At 67.7% G+C, this 18,709-nt stretch carries 16 protein-coding genes and 1 tRNA gene; 5 read left to right on the top strand and 12 right to left on the bottom strand.

Annotated elements, in window-relative coordinates; all coding sequences use genetic code 11:
- Nucleotides 1-103 precede the first annotated feature (103 nt).
- The 4 genes from FZ046_RS27620 to FZ046_RS03580 all read right to left on the bottom strand — a co-directional run bounded on the left by FZ046_RS27620 (nucleotide 104) and on the right by FZ046_RS03580 (nucleotide 6,556).
- Nucleotides 104-808 carry a YncE family protein gene (locus tag FZ046_RS27620; protein ID WP_211372264.1) on the bottom strand — a complete coding sequence of 235 codons (705 nt, stop codon included), beginning with the start codon at nucleotides 806-808 and terminating at the stop codon, nucleotides 104-106.
- A 935-nt stretch (nucleotides 809-1,743) separates the two neighbouring features.
- A complete protein-coding gene (locus tag FZ046_RS03590) occupies nucleotides 1,744-2,979 on the bottom strand; it encodes an IS256 family transposase (RefSeq protein WP_070356446.1) in 1,236 nt (411 codons plus the stop codon).
- Nucleotides 2,980-3,680: 701 nt separating this feature from the next.
- The gene (locus FZ046_RS27615) at nucleotides 3,681-4,385 is read right to left on the bottom strand and encodes a YncE family protein (protein ID WP_211372264.1); all 705 of its coding nucleotides are present in this window, start codon (nucleotides 4,383-4,385) and stop codon (nucleotides 3,681-3,683) included.
- A gap of 935 nt (nucleotides 4,386-5,320) precedes the next feature.
- Complete coding sequence (locus FZ046_RS03580; RefSeq protein ID WP_070356446.1) at nucleotides 5,321-6,556, bottom strand: IS256 family transposase; 1,236 nt, start codon at nucleotides 6,554-6,556, stop codon at nucleotides 5,321-5,323.
- A 122-nt stretch (nucleotides 6,557-6,678) separates the two neighbouring features.
- Here FZ046_RS03580 and FZ046_RS03575 point away from each other — a divergent pair, with 122 nt between their 5' ends.
- Entirely contained in the window at nucleotides 6,679-7,320 is a 642-nt protein-coding gene (locus FZ046_RS03575) for a hypothetical protein (RefSeq protein WP_149484185.1), read from the top strand.
- A gap of 643 nt (nucleotides 7,321-7,963) precedes the next feature.
- Here the strand turns inward: FZ046_RS03575 and FZ046_RS03570 are convergent.
- From FZ046_RS03570 to ponA2, 4 genes are all read right to left on the bottom strand, one after another.
- Nucleotides 7,964-8,037: transfer RNA gene (locus tag FZ046_RS03570), tRNA-Pro, on the bottom strand.
- 368 nt (nucleotides 8,038-8,405) lie between these two features.
- The gene (gene cds1 / locus FZ046_RS03560; protein WP_070353059.1) at nucleotides 8,406-9,512 is read right to left on the bottom strand and encodes an L-cysteine desulfhydrase Cds1; all 1,107 of its coding nucleotides are present in this window, start codon (nucleotides 9,510-9,512) and stop codon (nucleotides 8,406-8,408) included.
- Nucleotides 9,509-10,477 (bottom strand): metallophosphoesterase, encoded by a 969-nt coding sequence (locus tag FZ046_RS03555; RefSeq protein ID WP_070353079.1) that lies wholly within the window; start codon nucleotides 10,475-10,477, stop codon nucleotides 9,509-9,511. The genes cds1 and FZ046_RS03555 overlap by 4 nt, the downstream gene beginning before the upstream one ends.
- Nucleotides 10,478-10,644: 167 nt before the next feature.
- The gene (gene ponA2, locus FZ046_RS03550; protein WP_070353058.1) at nucleotides 10,645-13,101 is read right to left on the bottom strand and encodes a transglycosylase/D,D-transpeptidase PonA2; all 2,457 of its coding nucleotides are present in this window, start codon (nucleotides 13,099-13,101) and stop codon (nucleotides 10,645-10,647) included.
- 338 nt (nucleotides 13,102-13,439) lie between these two features.
- Between ponA2 and FZ046_RS03545 the strand changes: the two genes are divergently transcribed.
- Nucleotides 13,440-13,796, top strand: a complete 357-nt coding sequence (locus FZ046_RS03545) for a WhiB family transcriptional regulator (protein ID WP_070353057.1) — start codon at nucleotides 13,440-13,442, stop codon at nucleotides 13,794-13,796.
- A gap of 13 nt (nucleotides 13,797-13,809) precedes the next feature.
- On the opposite strand, the gene FZ046_RS03540 is transcribed toward FZ046_RS03545, so the two are convergent.
- Together FZ046_RS03540 and FZ046_RS03535 are read right to left on the bottom strand one after the other, a co-directional pair.
- The gene (locus FZ046_RS03540) at nucleotides 13,810-14,934 is read right to left on the bottom strand and encodes an ATPase BagB (RefSeq protein ID WP_070353078.1); all 1,125 of its coding nucleotides are present in this window, start codon (nucleotides 14,932-14,934) and stop codon (nucleotides 13,810-13,812) included.
- Entirely contained in the window at nucleotides 14,934-15,974 is a 1,041-nt protein-coding gene (locus tag FZ046_RS03535) for an ATPase BagA (protein WP_070353056.1), read from the bottom strand. Before FZ046_RS03535 ends, FZ046_RS03540 begins: the two co-directional genes overlap by 1 nt.
- A 48-nt stretch (nucleotides 15,975-16,022) precedes the next feature.
- Between FZ046_RS03535 and FZ046_RS03530 the strand changes: the two genes are divergently transcribed.
- From FZ046_RS03530 to FZ046_RS03520, 3 genes are read left to right on the top strand one after another with little or no spacing between them, the layout of a single operon-like run.
- Nucleotides 16,023-16,184: a Sp36 family protein gene (locus FZ046_RS03530; RefSeq protein ID WP_099045897.1), complete on the top strand. Its 162-nt coding sequence runs from the start codon at nucleotides 16,023-16,025 to the stop codon at nucleotides 16,182-16,184.
- On the top strand, nucleotides 16,181-16,657 hold the full coding sequence (locus FZ046_RS03525; RefSeq protein ID WP_070353055.1) for a RidA family protein: 477 nt from the start codon (nucleotides 16,181-16,183) through the stop codon (nucleotides 16,655-16,657). The genes FZ046_RS03530 and FZ046_RS03525 overlap by 4 nt, the downstream gene beginning before the upstream one ends.
- Before the next feature lie 22 nt (nucleotides 16,658-16,679).
- Nucleotides 16,680-17,468 carry an MBL fold metallo-hydrolase gene (locus FZ046_RS03520; protein ID WP_070353054.1) on the top strand — a complete coding sequence of 263 codons (789 nt, stop codon included), beginning with the start codon at nucleotides 16,680-16,682 and terminating at the stop codon, nucleotides 17,466-17,468.
- Nucleotides 17,469-17,516: 48 nt separating this feature from the next.
- Here FZ046_RS03520 and FZ046_RS03515 read toward each other — a convergent pair whose 3' ends face one another.
- Nucleotides 17,517-18,191, bottom strand: a complete 675-nt coding sequence (locus FZ046_RS03515; RefSeq protein WP_149484184.1) for a Crp/Fnr family transcriptional regulator — start codon at nucleotides 18,189-18,191, stop codon at nucleotides 17,517-17,519.
- A gap of 98 nt (nucleotides 18,192-18,289) precedes the next feature.
- Nucleotides 18,290-18,643, bottom strand: coding sequence for a hypothetical protein (locus tag FZ046_RS03510; protein ID WP_070353077.1), 354 nt, complete (start codon nucleotides 18,641-18,643; stop codon nucleotides 18,290-18,292).
- Nucleotides 18,644-18,709: the final 66 nt, after the last annotated feature.

Raw genomic sequence — 18,709 nt, 5'->3', positions numbered from 1 at the left:
ACCCAGCTTGCTGGACGGCGGGCTGAAGCCGAGAAGCGAAGCCGAGGCGTCGCCTCGTTGACCCGTATCGAGCTTTTTACGGTCTGCGCGACCTGCCGATTCTTCACCCAAGCGCGCTACTACGGCCGTATCTCGGGAACTGTGAATGAGTGCGGTTAACGTACTCATGCACTTCGGAAGTTCGCGCGGCAACATCGCTCTTGCGGTGCGGGTGTCTCAGCCGGGAGGAGCCCATCCTCGCCACTGAGTTACGACGCGCTGCTGCGCAACGCCCGCCAATAGCTGAAGCCGCAACGTGCGAGTGATCTCGATGATCGTCACGTCGTGGGTTCGAATTCCCATAGCTCGGGTGGGCCGCTGAGGCCCTTGGGACGGGGAAGTACGTGTGGTGGTCGGTGGGGTCGAGGGCGAGTGTGTGGGCGCCGTCGGCCAGGTGCGCCGACCCTCGCGGTGTGAGATGACCGCGGTCGTAGTCGAAGACGTTCACCCAGCCGCTCTCGGCGGCGACGTAGACGCGGTGGGCGGTGGCGTCGTTCACCAGAACATCCGGTGCCTCGCCAACCTTCCGGCGGTCGACCACCGCCCGGTTGACCAAGCCGACGGTGACCACGGTGGCATTGGACTCACAGCCGACGAACGTTACTTGCTCGGCGTTGTCGAGCGCCTGTCCGTGCGGATGGTCGCAGCCCGGGGTCGGGATTCGTTCGGTGACGGTGTAGGCGTCGGGGTCGACGACGGCGAGTTCGTTTCGGCCCTGCACCGCGACGACCATTTGGTCGAGGAAACCGTCGTAGACGACATTGCCCACCTCGCCGCCGAGCGCGATGGTGGTGCGGACCGCCCAGTGTTGGCATCGATCACCGATTCACTGCCCGCGCTTTCGTTGGTTGTCCAGACGGTGTTCCGTATCGGGTCGAAGGCCAAACCGTCGAGATAGGTGCCGGTGGTAGCGCGGAACACCACGTGGCCGGTGTCCTGGTCGAGGGCGACGAGCTGGTTAGCGCCGGTCGCGGTGGCATAGACCCGATGTGCACTGGGGACGGCGATGACGCCGTGCATGTCGGGCAGCCCCGGGATGGTCCTCACCACCGCCTTGCTCCGCAGGTCGACGTCGATGACTTCGCCGGCACCCATGTGGGCGATGAACAGTCGACTCCGCCCGACGTCGAGTGCCATGTAGTCGAATCGGACCGTGCCGCCGGTCAGAGCGGTCTCGCCGACACGCCGCAGCGGAAGGTCGCCGTCGGACTGCGGTGGGCTCGAACAGCTCGCCAACGCGGCGCAGAGCACCGCAACAAAGTTCCGCGCTAGATGCCGCCTCATCGCCACTCCTTCCCGCTGAACCAAGCAGCGTCCAGTCGGCGCGAAAGGTGCTGAAGACACGGACAGCCGGCCAGTGCTGCAGCGGCCCCCAGGACAGCGCACATATCCAGGATGCGGAGGACTGGCCACTGGCGGGCGAAGATGGCCATAAGGGGCCCGCGACAAATCTTGGCGTTCAAGCGCCGGCACTCTTTTATCTGCTTATGTACGCAGATAATGGTCTGGCTGGGCCCTTGGCCGAAGAACAAGTGAGGGCAACGCAGAGCCAATGAAACGCGCGCACGACGGGACCTCGCCGATAGTGATGACCCGACGGCGATTCGAGCACTGATCGGACGCTTGCAGGATGTGGACGAATGGGAGGTCAAGTCCAGGGACGTGGTGTACGACGTCGTCGTGTGATTCTTCGAGGTAGTTGGGTCAGGCGGTCAGTGCCGCTGGGGTGGCCTCCTGTTCTGTCGGTGTGTCGTTGACGGTGCGTGATTTGCTGAGGACGTCGAGGCCGAGGTAGCGCCGCGATTCTGCCCATTCGTCGTGTTGTTCGGCCAGGACGGCGCCGACGAGGCGGATCAGAGCGTTTCGGTCGGGGAAGATGCCGACGACGTCGGTGCGTCGGCGGATCTCCTTGTTGAGGCGTTCCTGGGGGTTGTTGCTCCAGATCTGGCGCCAGATCTGCTTGGGAAACGCAGTGAACGCCAGCAGGTCCGCCCGGGCTTCTTCCAGGTGGTCGGCGACCTTGGGGAGCTTGTCCGCGAGGGCCTCGATGATCCGATCATATTGCGCAGCAACCGATTCAGCGTCTGGTTGATCGAACACCGAATGCAACAATGTCCGGACCCACGGCCACGACGACTTGGGAGTGACGGCCATCAGGTTGGTCGTGTAATGCGTTCTGCACCGCTGCCAGGCCGCCCCGGGCAGCGTCGCCCCAATGGCCGCTACCAGCCCGGCATGGGCGTCGCTGGTGACCAATTTGACCCCGGACAGGCCGCGGGCGGTCAGCGACCGCCAGAACGTCAACCAGCCCGCTCCGTCCTCGGCGGTACTGACGTCAATACCCAGGATTTCGCGATGGCCCTCGGCGTTGACCCCGACCGCGATCAGGGCGTGCACGTTGACCACCCGCCCGCCCTCGCGGACCTTGAGCACCAGGGCGTCGGCGGCCACGAACGTGTACGGGCCGGCGTCCAAGGGCCGGGTGCGGAAGGCTTCGACGGCGGCGTCGAGTTCCTTAGCCATCACGCTGACCTGGGACTTCGACAGCGACGTGATCCCCAGGGTCTCCACCAGCTTGTCCATCCGCCGCGTCGAGACCCCCAGCAGGTAGCAGGTCGCGACTACCGTGGTCAGAGCCCGTTCGGCGCGTTTGCGGCGTTCCAGCAGCCAGTCCGGGAAGTAGGAGCCGTGGCGCAGCTTCGGGATCGCGAGATCCAATGAGCCTGCGCGGGTGTCGAATTGGCGGTGCCGGTAGCCGTTGCGGGAGTTGGTGCGCTCGGTGCTGCGTTCGCCGTATCCGGCGCCGCACAGGGCGTCGGCCTCAGCGCCCATCAGGGTGTGGATGAATGTGGCGAGCAGCTCGCGCAGCACGTCGGGATGGGCGGTGGTGAGTCGTTCGGCCAGCACGGTGGGCAGGTCGATATTGTGGGCAGTGGTCATCGCGTCGGTTCCTTTGCTCGAGAAACTTTGGTCGGTCTCTCGAAGAATCACGCGATGACCTTCAATCATTCGGCTACGACACGCCGGTACCGCTGATCAGGTCCGACTCGTACACCACCTTGGTGGACGCAACCCCGCGCGCCAGGCCTGACCACGCTTTACCGTTGGAGTCAGCGCAGATCGCCGACGAAGGGGAGGCCAGGTGTCCACACCCCGCAGAACGCCAGTGCGAATGGCTCCTAACGATGCCGCTTTGGCTTGGGAGCTGGCGGCCATTACGCGCCCATACTTGAGCAGAGTCGACGCCGACCGAATCTATATACCCTGGGCATCGGCGAGACGTTCGCCGCAATCGACGCCCTCATCACCGCCATCGCGCGCAATCACGTTCGCCTGAGCGAAGACCTAGCGGCCACCACCGCCAGCTGGCTGGACTGCTACCTCGGACAGGAAGCCGAACCGCGTCTGCGTCATCTTCTCACTGAGGTCATAGACGCTGCGTCACAACAAACCACGTCGGTGTCAGACGACCGAAGGGGCTCAGGGCCGCAGCACAGTACCGGCATCGGTTGATTTGATTGGTCGCTAGACCGTCACGACCCAGCTTGCTGGACGGCGGGCTGAAGCCGAGAAGCGAAGCCGAGGCGTCGCCTCGTTGACCCGTATCGAGCTTTTTACGGTCTGCGCGACCTGCCGATTCTTCACCCAAGCGCGCTACTACGGCCGTATCTCGGGAACTGTGAATGAGTGCGGTTAACGTACTCATGCACTTCGGAAGTTCGCGCGGCAACATCGCTCTTGCGGTGCGGGTGTCTCAGCCGGGAGGAGCCCATCCTCGCCACTGAGTTACGACGCGCTGCTGCGCAACGCCCGCCAATAGCTGAAGCCGCAACGTGCGAGTGATCTCGATGATCGTCACGTCGTGGGTTCGAATTCCCATAGCTCGGGTGGGCCGCTGAGGCCCTTGGGACGGGGAAGTACGTGTGGTGGTCGGTGGGGTCGAGGGCGAGTGTGTGGGCGCCGTCGGCCAGGTGCGCCGACCCTCGCGGTGTGAGATGACCGCGGTCGTAGTCGAAGACGTTCACCCAGCCGCTCTCGGCGGCGACGTAGACGCGGTGGGCGGTGGCGTCGTTCACCAGAACATCCGGTGCCTCGCCAACCTTCCGGCGGTCGACCACCGCCCGGTTGACCAAGCCGACGGTGACCACGGTGGCATTGGACTCACAGCCGACGAACGTTACTTGCTCGGCGTTGTCGAGCGCCTGTCCGTGCGGATGGTCGCAGCCCGGGGTCGGGATTCGTTCGGTGACGGTGTAGGCGTCGGGGTCGACGACGGCGAGTTCGTTTCGGCCCTGCACCGCGACGACCATTTGGTCGAGGAAACCGTCGTAGACGACATTGCCCACCTCGCCGCCGAGCGCGATGGTGGTGCGGACCGCCCAGTGTTGGCATCGATCACCGATTCACTGCCCGCGCTTTCGTTGGTTGTCCAGACGGTGTTCCGTATCGGGTCGAAGGCCAAACCGTCGAGATAGGTGCCGGTGGTAGCGCGGAACACCACGTGGCCGGTGTCCTGGTCGAGGGCGACGAGCTGGTTAGCGCCGGTCGCGGTGGCATAGACCCGATGTGCACTGGGGACGGCGATGACGCCGTGCATGTCGGGCAGCCCCGGGATGGTCCTCACCACCGCCTTGCTCCGCAGGTCGACGTCGATGACTTCGCCGGCACCCATGTGGGCGATGAACAGTCGACTCCGCCCGACGTCGAGTGCCATGTAGTCGAATCGGACCGTGCCGCCGGTCAGAGCGGTCTCGCCGACACGCCGCAGCGGAAGGTCGCCGTCGGACTGCGGTGGGCTCGAACAGCTCGCCAACGCGGCGCAGAGCACCGCAACAAAGTTCCGCGCTAGATGCCGCCTCATCGCCACTCCTTCCCGCTGAACCAAGCAGCGTCCAGTCGGCGCGAAAGGTGCTGAAGACACGGACAGCCGGCCAGTGCTGCAGCGGCCCCCAGGACAGCGCACATATCCAGGATGCGGAGGACTGGCCACTGGCGGGCGAAGATGGCCATAAGGGGCCCGCGACAAATCTTGGCGTTCAAGCGCCGGCACTCTTTTATCTGCTTATGTACGCAGATAATGGTCTGGCTGGGCCCTTGGCCGAAGAACAAGTGAGGGCAACGCAGAGCCAATGAAACGCGCGCACGACGGGACCTCGCCGATAGTGATGACCCGACGGCGATTCGAGCACTGATCGGACGCTTGCAGGATGTGGACGAATGGGAGGTCAAGTCCAGGGACGTGGTGTACGACGTCGTCGTGTGATTCTTCGAGGTAGTTGGGTCAGGCGGTCAGTGCCGCTGGGGTGGCCTCCTGTTCTGTCGGTGTGTCGTTGACGGTGCGTGATTTGCTGAGGACGTCGAGGCCGAGGTAGCGCCGCGATTCTGCCCATTCGTCGTGTTGTTCGGCCAGGACGGCGCCGACGAGGCGGATCAGAGCGTTTCGGTCGGGGAAGATGCCGACGACGTCGGTGCGTCGGCGGATCTCCTTGTTGAGGCGTTCCTGGGGGTTGTTGCTCCAGATCTGGCGCCAGATCTGCTTGGGAAACGCAGTGAACGCCAGCAGGTCCGCCCGGGCTTCTTCCAGGTGGTCGGCGACCTTGGGGAGCTTGTCCGCGAGGGCCTCGATGATCCGATCATATTGCGCAGCAACCGATTCAGCGTCTGGTTGATCGAACACCGAATGCAACAATGTCCGGACCCACGGCCACGACGACTTGGGAGTGACGGCCATCAGGTTGGTCGTGTAATGCGTTCTGCACCGCTGCCAGGCCGCCCCGGGCAGCGTCGCCCCAATGGCCGCTACCAGCCCGGCATGGGCGTCGCTGGTGACCAATTTGACCCCGGACAGGCCGCGGGCGGTCAGCGACCGCCAGAACGTCAACCAGCCCGCTCCGTCCTCGGCGGTACTGACGTCAATACCCAGGATTTCGCGATGGCCCTCGGCGTTGACCCCGACCGCGATCAGGGCGTGCACGTTGACCACCCGCCCGCCCTCGCGGACCTTGAGCACCAGGGCGTCGGCGGCCACGAACGTGTACGGGCCGGCGTCCAAGGGCCGGGTGCGGAAGGCTTCGACGGCGGCGTCGAGTTCCTTAGCCATCACGCTGACCTGGGACTTCGACAGCGACGTGATCCCCAGGGTCTCCACCAGCTTGTCCATCCGCCGCGTCGAGACCCCCAGCAGGTAGCAGGTCGCGACTACCGTGGTCAGAGCCCGTTCGGCGCGTTTGCGGCGTTCCAGCAGCCAGTCCGGGAAGTAGGAGCCGTGGCGCAGCTTCGGGATCGCGAGATCCAATGAGCCTGCGCGGGTGTCGAATTGGCGGTGCCGGTAGCCGTTGCGGGAGTTGGTGCGCTCGGTGCTGCGTTCGCCGTATCCGGCGCCGCACAGGGCGTCGGCCTCAGCGCCCATCAGGGTGTGGATGAATGTGGCGAGCAGCTCGCGCAGCACGTCGGGATGGGCGGTGGTGAGTCGTTCGGCCAGCACGGTGGGCAGGTCGATATTGTGGGCAGTGGTCATCGCGTCGGTTCCTTTGCTCGAGAAACTTTGGTCGGTCTCTCGAAGAATCACGCGATGACCTTCAATCATTCGGCTACGACACGCCGGTACCGCTGATCAGGTCCGACTCGTACACCACCTTGGTGGACGCAACCGAATGGGAAAGCCGTCGCATCGCGCAGGCACGTCAACAAGTGAAGACAGAGGCACAGAGCAGACGCGGCCGCTACTTCGCGGATGCACGCACGTCGATCACGGCGATGCGAGATCGCGGCGAGACGCTGGCGGCGATCGCGGAACTGGTCGGCGTCGACGTCAGGAAGCTGCGCGCGCTGCTACGCGGCAACGTTGTGAAACCAGATGCTTCGCAGGCGCATACGGGCGGCGACCGCGCAGGCACGGAATGGCCGCGGTGTGTGCGATGCAATGCGCTGATGCTGGATCCTGAAGACCGACCACGTCGCGGACGCCGCCGGCTCTACTGCTCGGACACGTGCCGGCGTGACTCGTCTGCGGCCCGCATGGCCGCTGAGCGCCATGGCACGCCCATCCACGTCATCGAGGTCCCGCGAGCCGTTTCAGCCGCCGCATGTGAAGCGTTGCAATCGGATGAACCCGTGCCGGTAACCGGGCTCGACGCCGCCGACATCGCGTGTCGGGACGAACAAGCGCTGCGCCTGGTGTTGGCGAGGCTCACGGAGCGGGCGCAACGTAAAGACCTCGACCGACCCACCCTGACGGCGGCGCGTGATCTCGCCAGAGCTGTCGATCCGTATCGCACCTGAACCCGTTCAGCGTCACCTGGCGCGGTGGTGGCGCAGCGGGCTGCCCTGGCGCCGCTGTGTCGGCCTGCACGCGGTGAGACTGCCGTCTGCCCTGCCCAATGCGTGTGCTGTCAACGCGGCAATCTCTGCGGGAAGGTCGACCGCGAAGCGGAGCTCCAGCTCGTCGAGCACGTCTCGTCGCGCTGCCGCAAGCAAGGACTTCGCGTCGTCACGATGCGGAAGAACTCCGTGGTCGCGCACGTAGCGATCTGCGACGGTGTCGGCAAGATCATCCAATGAGGTTGTGAGAAGGAGGGCGTCCTCGTCCGCGTGGCTCGCCGCGAACTCCTCACACCGGTCCCGTGGCCACGTCGGCGGGAAAGCGAGCCCCGGTCAGATACCAGCGTTTGATGGCAGCCTGCAGAGCACCTGACCACCCATAGTCAGGCCAGTCATGAACCACCCCCTGGACGATCGCTTCGGCGGTCCTCACGCTGGACACGTACGCGGACTTGTTCCCGGACGACCTCGAGCAGGTTTCTACGGCTTTGGATGCCGCCAGAAGTAAGTCTCTCTGGGCTGCTGCGGACCAGCTGCGGACTGGAGAGGATGAAGGCCCTGAACCGGATAACCGGTCAGGGCCTCTCACCTGCGATCACACGAGTCGGGGTGGCGGGATTCGAACCCACGACCTCTTCGTCCCGAACGAAGCGCGCTACCAAGCTGCGCCACACCCCGCTGAAAGCCACGACAGCGTATCGCACCGGGGGCATCGGAAGCCAAACGCCTCCTCGCGGGCGTGTACCTGCAGGACGCAACGGGTAACCGTAGGCATCGACGCGGACGCGCGACGAGCCGGCGGAGACGTCAGATGCGGCAGGTCACCATTCGATCACCGCGCGGCGTGGGATGAAACGAGACCGTCGGCGACGTTCGGATGATCAACGAAGACGTGCACACCGCACGTTGCGGAAGAGGAGAACTTCGATGACCGGCTTGGGAGCGGCTCTCTACGGTGGTTTCTTCGGCCTTGCGGCGCTGTGGTTGTTCCTGACCTCGGACGCCGTGGGGCGCAAGCAGGACAGGAAGTACGAGGCCGACGGCGGCTACGACGGCCAGGCGCCGGACGTCTCGAACGCGGCGAGCGTTGCCAACGACTCCGACGGATCCAGCCCGGAACTGGTGAGCCACGCGGCGTCGAAGTAGGTGTCGGCGTAGCGATCGCCGCTGTCGGCGATCAGCGTGACGACCGATCCGCTACGTCCCGCCGCCACCATCTCGGCAATCAGCCCAAAGGCGCCCCATACGTTGGTGCCCGTCGAGGGTCCGACGCGTCGGCCCAACACCGCGCTGACGTGGTGGGCGGCGGCGACGGACGCCCGATCGGGCACCTGGACCATGCGGTCGACCACCTCGGGCAGGAACGACGGCTCGACGCGCGGCCGCCCGATCCCCTCGATGCGCGACGACGACCCGTTGACGTCGCGGCCCTGGGCGTAGGACGGGAAGAACGCGGAGTTCTCCGGATCCACGACGCACAGCTGGGTCCGATGGCGCCGGTAGCGGATGAAGCGGCCGATCGTCGCGCTGGTGCCGCCGGTACCCGCACCGACCACGATCCAGTCCGGGCAGGGGTGGGTCTCGTAGCGCATCTGGTCGTAGATCGACTCGGCGATGTTATTGTTGCCGCGCCAGTCGGTGGCCCGCTCGGCGTTGGTGAATTGATCGAGGTAGTGGCCGCCGGTCTCCTCGGCGAGACGCTCGGCCTCCGCGTAGACCTGCGCGGCGTCGGCGACGAAGTGGCACCGCCCGCCTTGGGATTCGATGAGCGCGATCTTCGTCGCGCTGGTCGATGACGGCATGACCGCGATGAACGGCAGGTCGAGCATGGCGGCGAAGTACGCCTCGGACACCGCCGTCGACCCGGACGACGCTTCGATGACGGTGGTGTTCTCGTCGATCCAGCCGTTGCAGAGCCCGTAGAGGAACAGCGACCGCGCCAACCGGTGCTTGAGGCTGCCGGTGATGTGCGTGGTCTCGTCCTTGAGGTACAGCTGTACGTCGGCGTCGGGACCGCTCCACGCCGACGGCAGCGGATACCGCAGCAGGTGCGTGTCCGCGCTGCGGCGGGCGTCGGCCTCGATCAGCCGGATGGCGTCGTCCACCCAGGCGCGTGGCCGGGAACGCGAGGCGATCGACCCGCGTGCCGTCACCGCGCCGAGACGGTGGGCTGCGAGACGCCCGCCTTGCTTCCTGCGCGTCCGCCGCCGGTGGGCGCCGCGACGAGGGTCAGCAGGGTGGCCTCGGGGCGGCAGCAGAACCGCACCGGGGCGTACGGCGAGGTGCCGATGCCGGCCGACACGTGCAATTGCATCGAGGAGCCCCACCGCGACGCCCCCTTGGCGCGCGACGGGTCGAGGTCGCAGTTGGTCACCACGGCGCCGCGGAACGGCAGGCACAGCTGCCCGCCGTGGGTGTGCCCGGCCATCACGAGCTGGTAGCCGTCGGCGGCGAACCGGTCCAGCACGCGCACGTACGGCGCGTGGGTGATGCCGAGGGAGAGGTTGGCGGCCGGGTTGGGTCGTCCCGCGATGGTGTCGTAGCGGTCGCGGACCAGGTGCGGATCGTCGACGCCGGCCGCGGCGATCACCAGGCCGTTGACGTCGATCTCCCGGCGGGTGTGCGTCATGTCCAGCCAGCCGCGCTCGGTGAACGCCGCGCGCAGGTCCTGCCACGGCAGCGGTGCACCCGTGACGCGCTTGGACTTGTCGAACAGGTAGCTCGTCGGGTTCTTCGGCTTGGGCCCGAAGTAGTCGTTGCTGCCGAACACGAAGAGCCCGGGTACCGACAGCAGGTCACCCATGGCCTGCACGACCGCGGGCACGGCCTTCGGGTGGGCGAGGTTGTCGCCGGTGTTGACCACCAGGTCGGGGCTCCACCGCGCGAGGTCCCGCAGCCACCCCTGCTTGCGACGCTGACCCGGGCGCATGTGGAAGTCGGACAGGTGCAGGACGCGCAGCGGCGACGACCCGGGGGTGAGCACCGGCATCGTCACCTCGCGCACGACGTAGGCGTTGCGTTCGATGAGCGAGCCGTAGGCGAGCCCCGCGACCAGCGTGCCTGCGGCGGCCACGGCCGAGTTCAGCACGGCCGAATTCTTCCTGACCGACGTCTTCATGACCGAGGTGGAGGCGGACATGTACGCAGCTTACTGCGGCAGCCGGACGCTGACCGCTTCTCCGAGCGGGGCGTCACCAATCCGGCAGTGCCGTCACCATTGCAATGCCGTCACCATTGCAGCGCCGTCACCACTGCGGGATTGCGGCGTCACCACCGAGGGGACCGTCACGGCGGCGGGGGAGGCGGCGGGGGGCCGAGCACCGGCACGGTGATCGGCGGCAGGCCCGGGATGTTCACCACCGTCGACCCGACCTCGGGCGGCGGGGCGTTCGGGTCCAGCCCCGGAATCGGGATGCCCGCCGGCGGTGGCGGGGGCGGCGGCGCGATGCCGTTGCTCACCTGGATCGTGATGATGGCGCCCGGGATGGTCTGGCCGGACGGCGACGTCCCGACGACCGTGCCCGCCGACGACGAGCTGTTCACCGGGGTGGACTGGTCGGCGACCTGGAACCCGGCCTCGCGCAGGCGCTGCCGCGCCAGACCCTCGGACATGCCCGCGATGCTGGGCACCCTCGAGCCGGGCGAGCCGTCGACGTAACGGGGATCGGTCGGGGGCAGCGCCACGGTGTCCGGCGTGATCGGCTTCATCGCCGTGAACCACGTCCGCGCCGGCTCGTTGCCGCCGAACAGGTCGCCGGATCCGCACTGACGCAGCGGGAACGAGCACAGCTCACCGGGGCTGGTCGAGTCGTCGTAGATGTAGTTGGCTGCGGCGAACTCGTTGGTGAAGCCGAGGAAGCCCGACGAGCGGTGCGCCTCGGTGGTCCCCGTCTTGCCCGACATCGGCAGCGTCCAGCCCACCGAGCCCGCCGAGCCGGCCGCGGTGCCGGAGCCGGTGTCGTCCTTGCTCATGGCGTTGGCCAGAGTGTTGGCGAGACCTTCGGGGACCACCTGCTCACAGGTCTCGGTGGTCACCGACACCTCTTGGCCGCGGCGGTCGAAGACCTTGTCGATCGGGTTCGGCGGGCACCAGACCCCGTTCGATCCGAGCGTGGCGGCGACGTTGGACAGCTCCAGCGCGTTGACCTCGATGGGGCCGAGGGTGAAGGAGCCGAGGTTCTGCCGCTTGACGAAGTCGGCGAGGCTCTCGTTGCTCTGCGGGTCGTAGTCGCGGGCGGTGCCGGGCAGCGCGTAGGAGCGCAGCCCGAGCTTGACGGCCATGTCGACGGTCCGCTGCACCCCGATCTGGGAGATCAGCTTCGCGAACGCCGTGTTGGGGGAGGTGGCCAACGCGTCGGTCACGCTCATCTGGCCGCGGTAGTTGCCGGCGTTCTGCACGCACCAGGTGGCGGGTGGGCAGCCCTTCGCGCCGCCGCTGCCCAGGCCCTTCGCCTCGAAACGGCCGGGGGCGTCGAGCTGGGCGTTGATGCCCATGCCCATGTCGAGCGCCGCCGCGACCGTGAAGACCTTGAAGATCGAACCGGCGCCGTCACCGACGAGGGAGAACGGCTGCGGCTGCATGGTCTCGCCGGCATCGAGGTTGAGGCCGTAGGTGCGGTTGCTCGCCATCGCGACCACGGGGTGCGACGTCTTGCCGGGCTTGATCACGCTCATCACGCTGGCCACGCCGTCGAGGTCGGGCGCGGCGATGCCGTCGATCGACGACTTGACCTGCGCCTGCACGTTCGGGTCGAGCGTGGTGCGGATCAGGTAGCCACCCTTGGCGACCTGCTCCTTGCTGATGCCGGCGCGGGCCAGGTACTCGAGCACGTAGTCGCAGAAGAAGGCGCGGTCACCGGCGGCGATGCAGCCGCGCGGCAGTTCCTGCGGCTGCGGCAGCACGCCCAGCGGCTGCTCCTTGGCCGCCCGAAGCGCCTCGGCCTCCTGCGGAACGTTCTGAATCATCGTGTCGAGGACCAGGTTCCGCCGGGCCAGGGCGCCGTCGGGGTTGGTGTACGGGTTCAGGGTGCTGGTGGATTGCACCATGCCGGCGAGCAGGGCGGCCTGCTGCCAGTTCAGCGCCGAGGCGTCGATGCCGAAGTAGGTCTGGGCGGCGTCCTGGACGCCGAAGGCCCCGTTGCCGAACGACACCAGGTTCAGGTAGCGCGTGAGGATCTCGGGCTTGGTGAACGTCTTGTCGAGCGTCAGCGCCATGCGGATCTCGCGCAGCTTGCGCGCGGGCGTCGTCTCGATCGCCGCGCGTTTCTCCGCCTCGGTCTGGGCGACCACCAGCAGCTGATAGTTCTTGATGTACTGCTGCTCGATGGTCGATCCGCCGCGGGTGTCGGCGGCGCCGGACAGGTAGCCGGACAGGCCGGTCAGGGTGCCTTGCCAGTCGACGCCGTTGTGGTCGGCGAAGCGCTTGTCCTCGATGGAGACGATCGCGAGCTTCATGGTGTTGGCGATCTGCTCGCTGGGCACCTCGAAGCGGCGCTGGTTGTAGAGCCATGCGATCGGGTTGCCCGCGGCGTCGGTCATGGTCGAGACGGCGGGTACCTCGCCCTCGACGAGCTGTGCCGATCCGTTGGCGACGACGTCGGACGCGCGGTTCGACGCGAGGCCGATCCCGCCGATGACGGGGAACATCAGTGCCGCCGCGATGACGCTGGCCAGAAGGCAGCACCAGGCCAGCTTGATCACCGTGACCGCAGTCGGCGGTCGTGTCGGCGGGTGCTCGGGCATGGGTTACAGACTAGCGAGGTCGCCAAGGCCGGACTGCCACGACGGCGGGAGCCCGCTGCCGCACCGCGGCGGGGGTGTGGCAATCACGCGGTGTCGTGGCGAATCGACGCCGGTGGGACGGGCTGCGCGACGCGGTGCGGCGGCAGAGGCCGATTGACGGCACGGTCGTCCCAGAAAATCGTGATTTGACTGTTGCGCAAAACCCCTGTGACCACCTAGCTTGGACACACAGTGCGATCTAGATAACACTACTGGACGCAATGTGGCGTAGATCGCACAAGCTTTCTACACCTGAGAAGGCCCGTCGAAGCAACGGCGGCTGGACGGAGGGATCGCAGGTGTCAGCAACTCGGCCCGCGGCGCGTAAGACCACCACTTGTTCCCCGGTCGCTGGAGTCATCCAGGGTGCCGAGGCCGAGGCCCGCATCGCCTGGGTGTCCCAGGCCAGATGCCGGCAGGCAGATCCCGATGAGTTGTTCGTCCGCGGCGCCGCCCAGCGCAAGGCGGCCGTCATCTGCCGGCACTGCCCCGTGATCGCGGAGTGTGGCGCCGATGCGCTCGACAACCGCGTGGAGTTCGGCGTGTGGGGTGGCATGACCGAGCGTCAGCGCCGGGCCCTGCTCAAGCAGCATCCCGAGGTCGTCTCCTGGGCCGAGTTCTTCACGACGCAGCGCAAGCACCGCAGCGCGGTCTGAGCGCGGCACCGCCTCAGGCGGCGTCGGTGTCGCCGGTGATCTGATCGGCAATGGCGCGCAGCGCCTCGAGGTCGGAGACGTCGAACGGCAGTGACGGCACGCCCACGATGGCGACGCTCGGGTTCGCGCCGGTGAACCGCGACAGCAGCCGCACCTCGCGCTTGGCGGTCATCGCCCGGTCCGCGTGGATCCGCAGCACCGCCGCGGTGAGCGGGTCGCCGGATGCCGCGCCGTCCGCGGCGTCGCGGGCGCGATCCGGCGTCAGGTCGGACAGCATCGGGTGCGTGCGGTTGAGGATCAGACCCGCGAGCGGCATCCGTTCCTGGGAGAGCCGGTCGACGAAGAACGATGCCTCGCGCAGCGCGTCCGGTTCGGCCGCCGACACCACGACGAACTGGGTGCCGCGGCGCTTGAGCAGCTCGTAGGTGCGGTCGGCCTTCTCCCGGAAACCGCCGAAGGTCGCGTCCAGCGACTGGACGAATCCCGCTGCGTCGGACAGCATCTGCGAACCGAGCACGGTCGACATCGCCTTCATCGCCAGGCCCACGGCGCCGGTCACCAGCTTGCCGATGCCACGCCCGGGCGCCAGCAGCAGCTTCCACAGCCGGCTGTCCATGAAGCTGCCGAGCCGCTTGGGGGCGTCGAGGAAGTCCAGGGCATTGCGCGACGGCGGCGTGTCGACCACCACCAGGTCCCACTTGTCCTCACCCAGCAGCTGACCCAGCTTCTCCATGGCCATGTACTCCTGCGTGCCGGCGAGGGACGTGGCCACGGTTTGGTAGAACTGGTTCTCCAGGATGGCGTCGGCCCGCTCGGGGCCGGAGTACTGCACCACCATCTCGTCGAACGTGCGACGCATGTCGAGCATCATCGCGTGCAGTTCGCCGGGCACCTCCGGTGCCAGCGGCACCCGCTGCGGAGTGTTGCCGAGGCTCTGGATGCCGAGCGCCTGCGCGAGCCGCTTGGCCGGGTCGATCGTCAGCACCACCACGGTGCGGCCGTACTCCGCGGCCCGCAACGCCATCGCCGCGGCGGTGGTCGTCTTGCCGACACCGCCTGCGCCGCAACACACCACGACGCGGTTGGAGCGGTCGGAGAGGATCGCGTGCATGTCCAGCGCGCGCGGGGCGGTGCTCATCATCGGACTCCCTGCTGGGTGAGTTCTTCGGCGAGTTCGTAGAGGCTGCCCAGATCGACGCCGTCACGCAGCGCCGGCAGCGCGAGCCGCGGCACGTCGATCCGGTCGAGTTGCTCGGCGCTCTCGGCGCGGGCCGCGATGCGCGTCGCGTGCTGGATCGTCTCGGTCAGCAGACCCGCGAAATCAGTGTCGGACAACGTGATTCCGGCCTTCTGGAGGCCGACGCGGACGGCGTCGGCGTCGACGACGCCGTCGGCGGCCTTGGTGAGGTCGTCGGCGTCGAGGTAGGCCGGGATGTTGCGGTTGACGATGACGCTGCCGATGGGCAGGTCGAGTTCGCGCAGTTCGTCGATGGCCTCGACGGTCTCCTGGATGGGCAGCGCCTCGAGCAGCGTGACGAGGTGGATGGCGGTCAGGTCGGAGTGCAGCACCTTGACGACGCTCTCGGCCTGGCCGTGGACGGGGCCGCCCTTGGCGAGGTCGGAGACGGCCTTCGTCACGTCGAGGAACCGGGCGATGCGGCCGGTGGGTGGGGAGTCGACCACCACGGCGTCGTAGCGGGGGTGCTTGCCGGTCTTGTCCGGCTTGTCGCCGCGCGTGACGATCTCGCGGATCTTGCCCGTCAGCAGCACGTCGCGCAGACCCGGCGCGATGGTGGTGGCGAACTCGACGGCGCCGATGCGGCGCATCGCCCGGCCGGCGAGGCCCAGGTTGTAGAACATGTCGAGGTATTCGAGGAACGCCGCCTCGGTGTCGATCGCCAGCGCGTTCACCTGGCCGCCGCCCTCGGCGGTGGCGATCTTGACCTCTTCGTAGGGCAGCGGCGGCACGTCGAAGAGCTGGGCGATGCCCTGCCGGCCCTCCACCTCGACCAGCAGCACCTTGCGTCCGCCCGCGGCCAGCGCGAGTGCGAGCGCCGCGGCGATGGTCGACTTGCCGGTGCCGCCCTTGCCGGTGACGAAGTGCAGGCGGGCCTTGGTCAGCCGGGCGGGCCAGCCGACCGCGCTGCGATTGCTGGTGGACGACGGCTCTGTGGTCACTCCTGCATGCTAGCCACACGGGATCCGGTGCCCGATAAGCTCGGGCGCATGAGCGACGTGACCAAATGGGAGTACTCGACGGTGCCGCTGCTGACCCACGCGACGAAGCAGATTCTCGACCAGTGGGGCGAGGACGGCTGGGAGCTGGTGTCGGTGCTGCCCGGCCCCACCGGCGAGCAGCACGTCGCGTACCTCAAGCGACCGAAGTGACCGGGGGCCCGGCGCCCAGCAGCTGGTCGGAGCGGCTCGCCGACCTCGGCATCGAGCTCCCCGAGGTGGTGGCGCCGCTGGCGGCCTACGTGCCCGCCGTGCGGACCGGCGATTTGGTGTACACCGCGGGGCAGCTGCCGATCGTCGGCGGCGAACTGGTGGCCACCGGGAAGGTCGGCGCGGACGTCGACGCCGAGGAGGCGAAGGCGCTGGCGCGGACGTGCGGTCTGAACGCCCTGGCGGCCGTGCACGCGCTCGTCGGCATCGACGCGGTGGTCCGCGTGGTCAAGGTCGTCGGCTTCGTGGCGTCCGCGCCCGGCTTCGGCGGTCAGCCCGACGTGATCAACGGGGCGTCGGAACTGTTCGGCGAGGTCTTCGGCGATGCGGGCGCGCACGCCCGGTCGGCGGTCGGGGTGTCCGAGCTGCCGCGCAACGCGCCGGTGGAGGTCGAGATCGTCGTCGAGGTCGCGTGAGCGACGATCAGGTAGAGGTCTCGTGACCTCGGCCGGGGCGCTCGAGCATCCCGCGTACGGCACCGTGCGCCGGGTGACCGAGACGGCCTCGGTGCTGCTGTGCGACAACCCCGGCATGATGACCCTCGAGGGCACCAACACTTGGGTGCTGCGGGCGCCGGGCAGCGACGAGCTGGTGATCGTCGACCCCGGTCCCGACGACGTCGCGCACGTCGACCGGATCGCCGCGCTCGGCAGGATCGCGCTGGTGCTGATCAGCCACAAGCACGGTGACCACACCGACGGCATCGACGCCCTCGTCGACCGCACTGGAGCGGTCGTGCGCGCCGTGGGCAGCGGCTTCCTGCGAGGTCTCGGCGGTCCGCTCACCGACGGCGAGGTGATCGACGCCGCCGGTCTGCGCATCACGGTGCTCGCGACACCCGGGCACACCGCGGACTCGCTGTCGTTCGTGCTGCCCGACGCGGTGCTGACCGCCGACACCGTCCTGGGCCGCGGCACCACCGTCATCGACAACGAGGACGGCAGCCTGCGCGACTACCTCGAATCGCTGCGCCGGCTCCAGGGACTCGGGGACCGCCGGGTGCTGCCCGGGCACGGCCCCGACCTGCCGGATCTGGCCGCGGTCACGGCCACCTATCTCGCACACCGCGAGGAACGGCTCGAGCAGGTGCGCGACGCGCTGCGCCGGCTCGGTGAGGACGCCACCGCGCGGCAGATCGTCGAGGACGTCTACACCGACGTCGACGAGAAGCTCTGGGACCACGCGGAGTGGTCGGTACAGGCGCAGCTGAACTACCTGCGCGGGTGATTTCGGCGCGGTAACCGTCGCTCAGCGAACGACTGCGCGCCGAAATCGCTAGCGGGCGCGGCGGGCCAGGCGCTCGGAGTCGCTGATCAGCACGCTCTTGCCCTCGAGCCGGATCCAGCCGCGGTGGGCGAAGTCGGCGAGCGCCTTGTTCACCGTCTCGCGCGAGGCGCCGACGAGCTGGGCGATCTCCTCCTGGGTCAGGTCGTGCGTCACGCGCAGCGAGCCGCCCTCCTGGGTGCCGAAGCGCTGAGCCAGCTGCAGCAGCTGCTTGGCGACGCGGCCGGGCACGTCGGTGAAGATGAGGTCGGCCAGGTTGTTGTTGGTGCGGCGGAGCCGGCGAGCCAGCACGCGCAGCAGCTGGTCGGCGATCTCGGGGCGGTCCTTGATCCACGCCTTGAGCGCGTCGCGGTTCATCGCGACCGCGCGCACCTCGGTGATGGTGGTCGCGCTCGACGTCCGCGGCCCGGGATCGAAGATCGACAGCTCGCCGAACATGTCCGACGGACCCATGATGGTCAGCAGGTTCTCCCGGCCGTCGGGCGAGCGCCGCCCGATCTTCACCTTGCCGGAGATGATGATGTACAGCCGGTCGCCGGGCTCGCCTTCGGCGAACACCGTGTGCCCACGCGGAAAGTCGACGGGTTGGAGTTCCTTGGTCAGCGCGGAGACCGCAGCTGGTTCGACTCCCTGGATGATTCCGGCCCTCGCCAGGATCTCGTCCACGTTTCCCCTTATGTTCTTGGGTGATATGACACGCGCAGGCCCAGCGGGCCGAACAGCGAATTCAGTCTAGTCGTTGGCCGTTTCGCAACGAGCCAACGCTACACACGATCGGCGTGCCGAGTCGGCCGAAATTCGGGATTCGTCCGGTGATGGACGTAGATCCGCGTGGGCAGAGCCGACGCCGAATCGCTCATCGCGTACTCGGTGAACCGGCCGGAGAAGGGCTCGAAGTCGTCGTAGTCGAGGTCGTCCCCGTCGTCGCCCACACCGTGGTGCGCGCCGTCGGCCCGCGGCGCCGGCGGCTTCGCGCAGTCGGCCCGCGCCTGCTCCAGCGCGGCGGCCACGTCGGCCGGGGAGACGGCGTCGTCGACCAGGCCCGCCTCGAGGCGGTCGAGCCCGAAGGTCGCCAGCATCAGCAATGCTGGGATGAGGGCGACGAGCAACCACGACACAACGCTGAAGTAAACACGGCCAAGGTCTCAGCGGGATCACGAAATGCCACCGGTCCGCCACGTCGA

Origin of the sequence: Mycolicibacterium grossiae (assembly GCF_008329645.1) — a bacterium.
In the GTDB taxonomy this organism is placed as follows: Bacteria; Actinomycetota; Actinomycetes; order Mycobacteriales; family Mycobacteriaceae; genus Mycobacterium; species Mycobacterium grossiae.
This window is presented reverse-complemented; position numbering and strand designations above follow the sequence as displayed.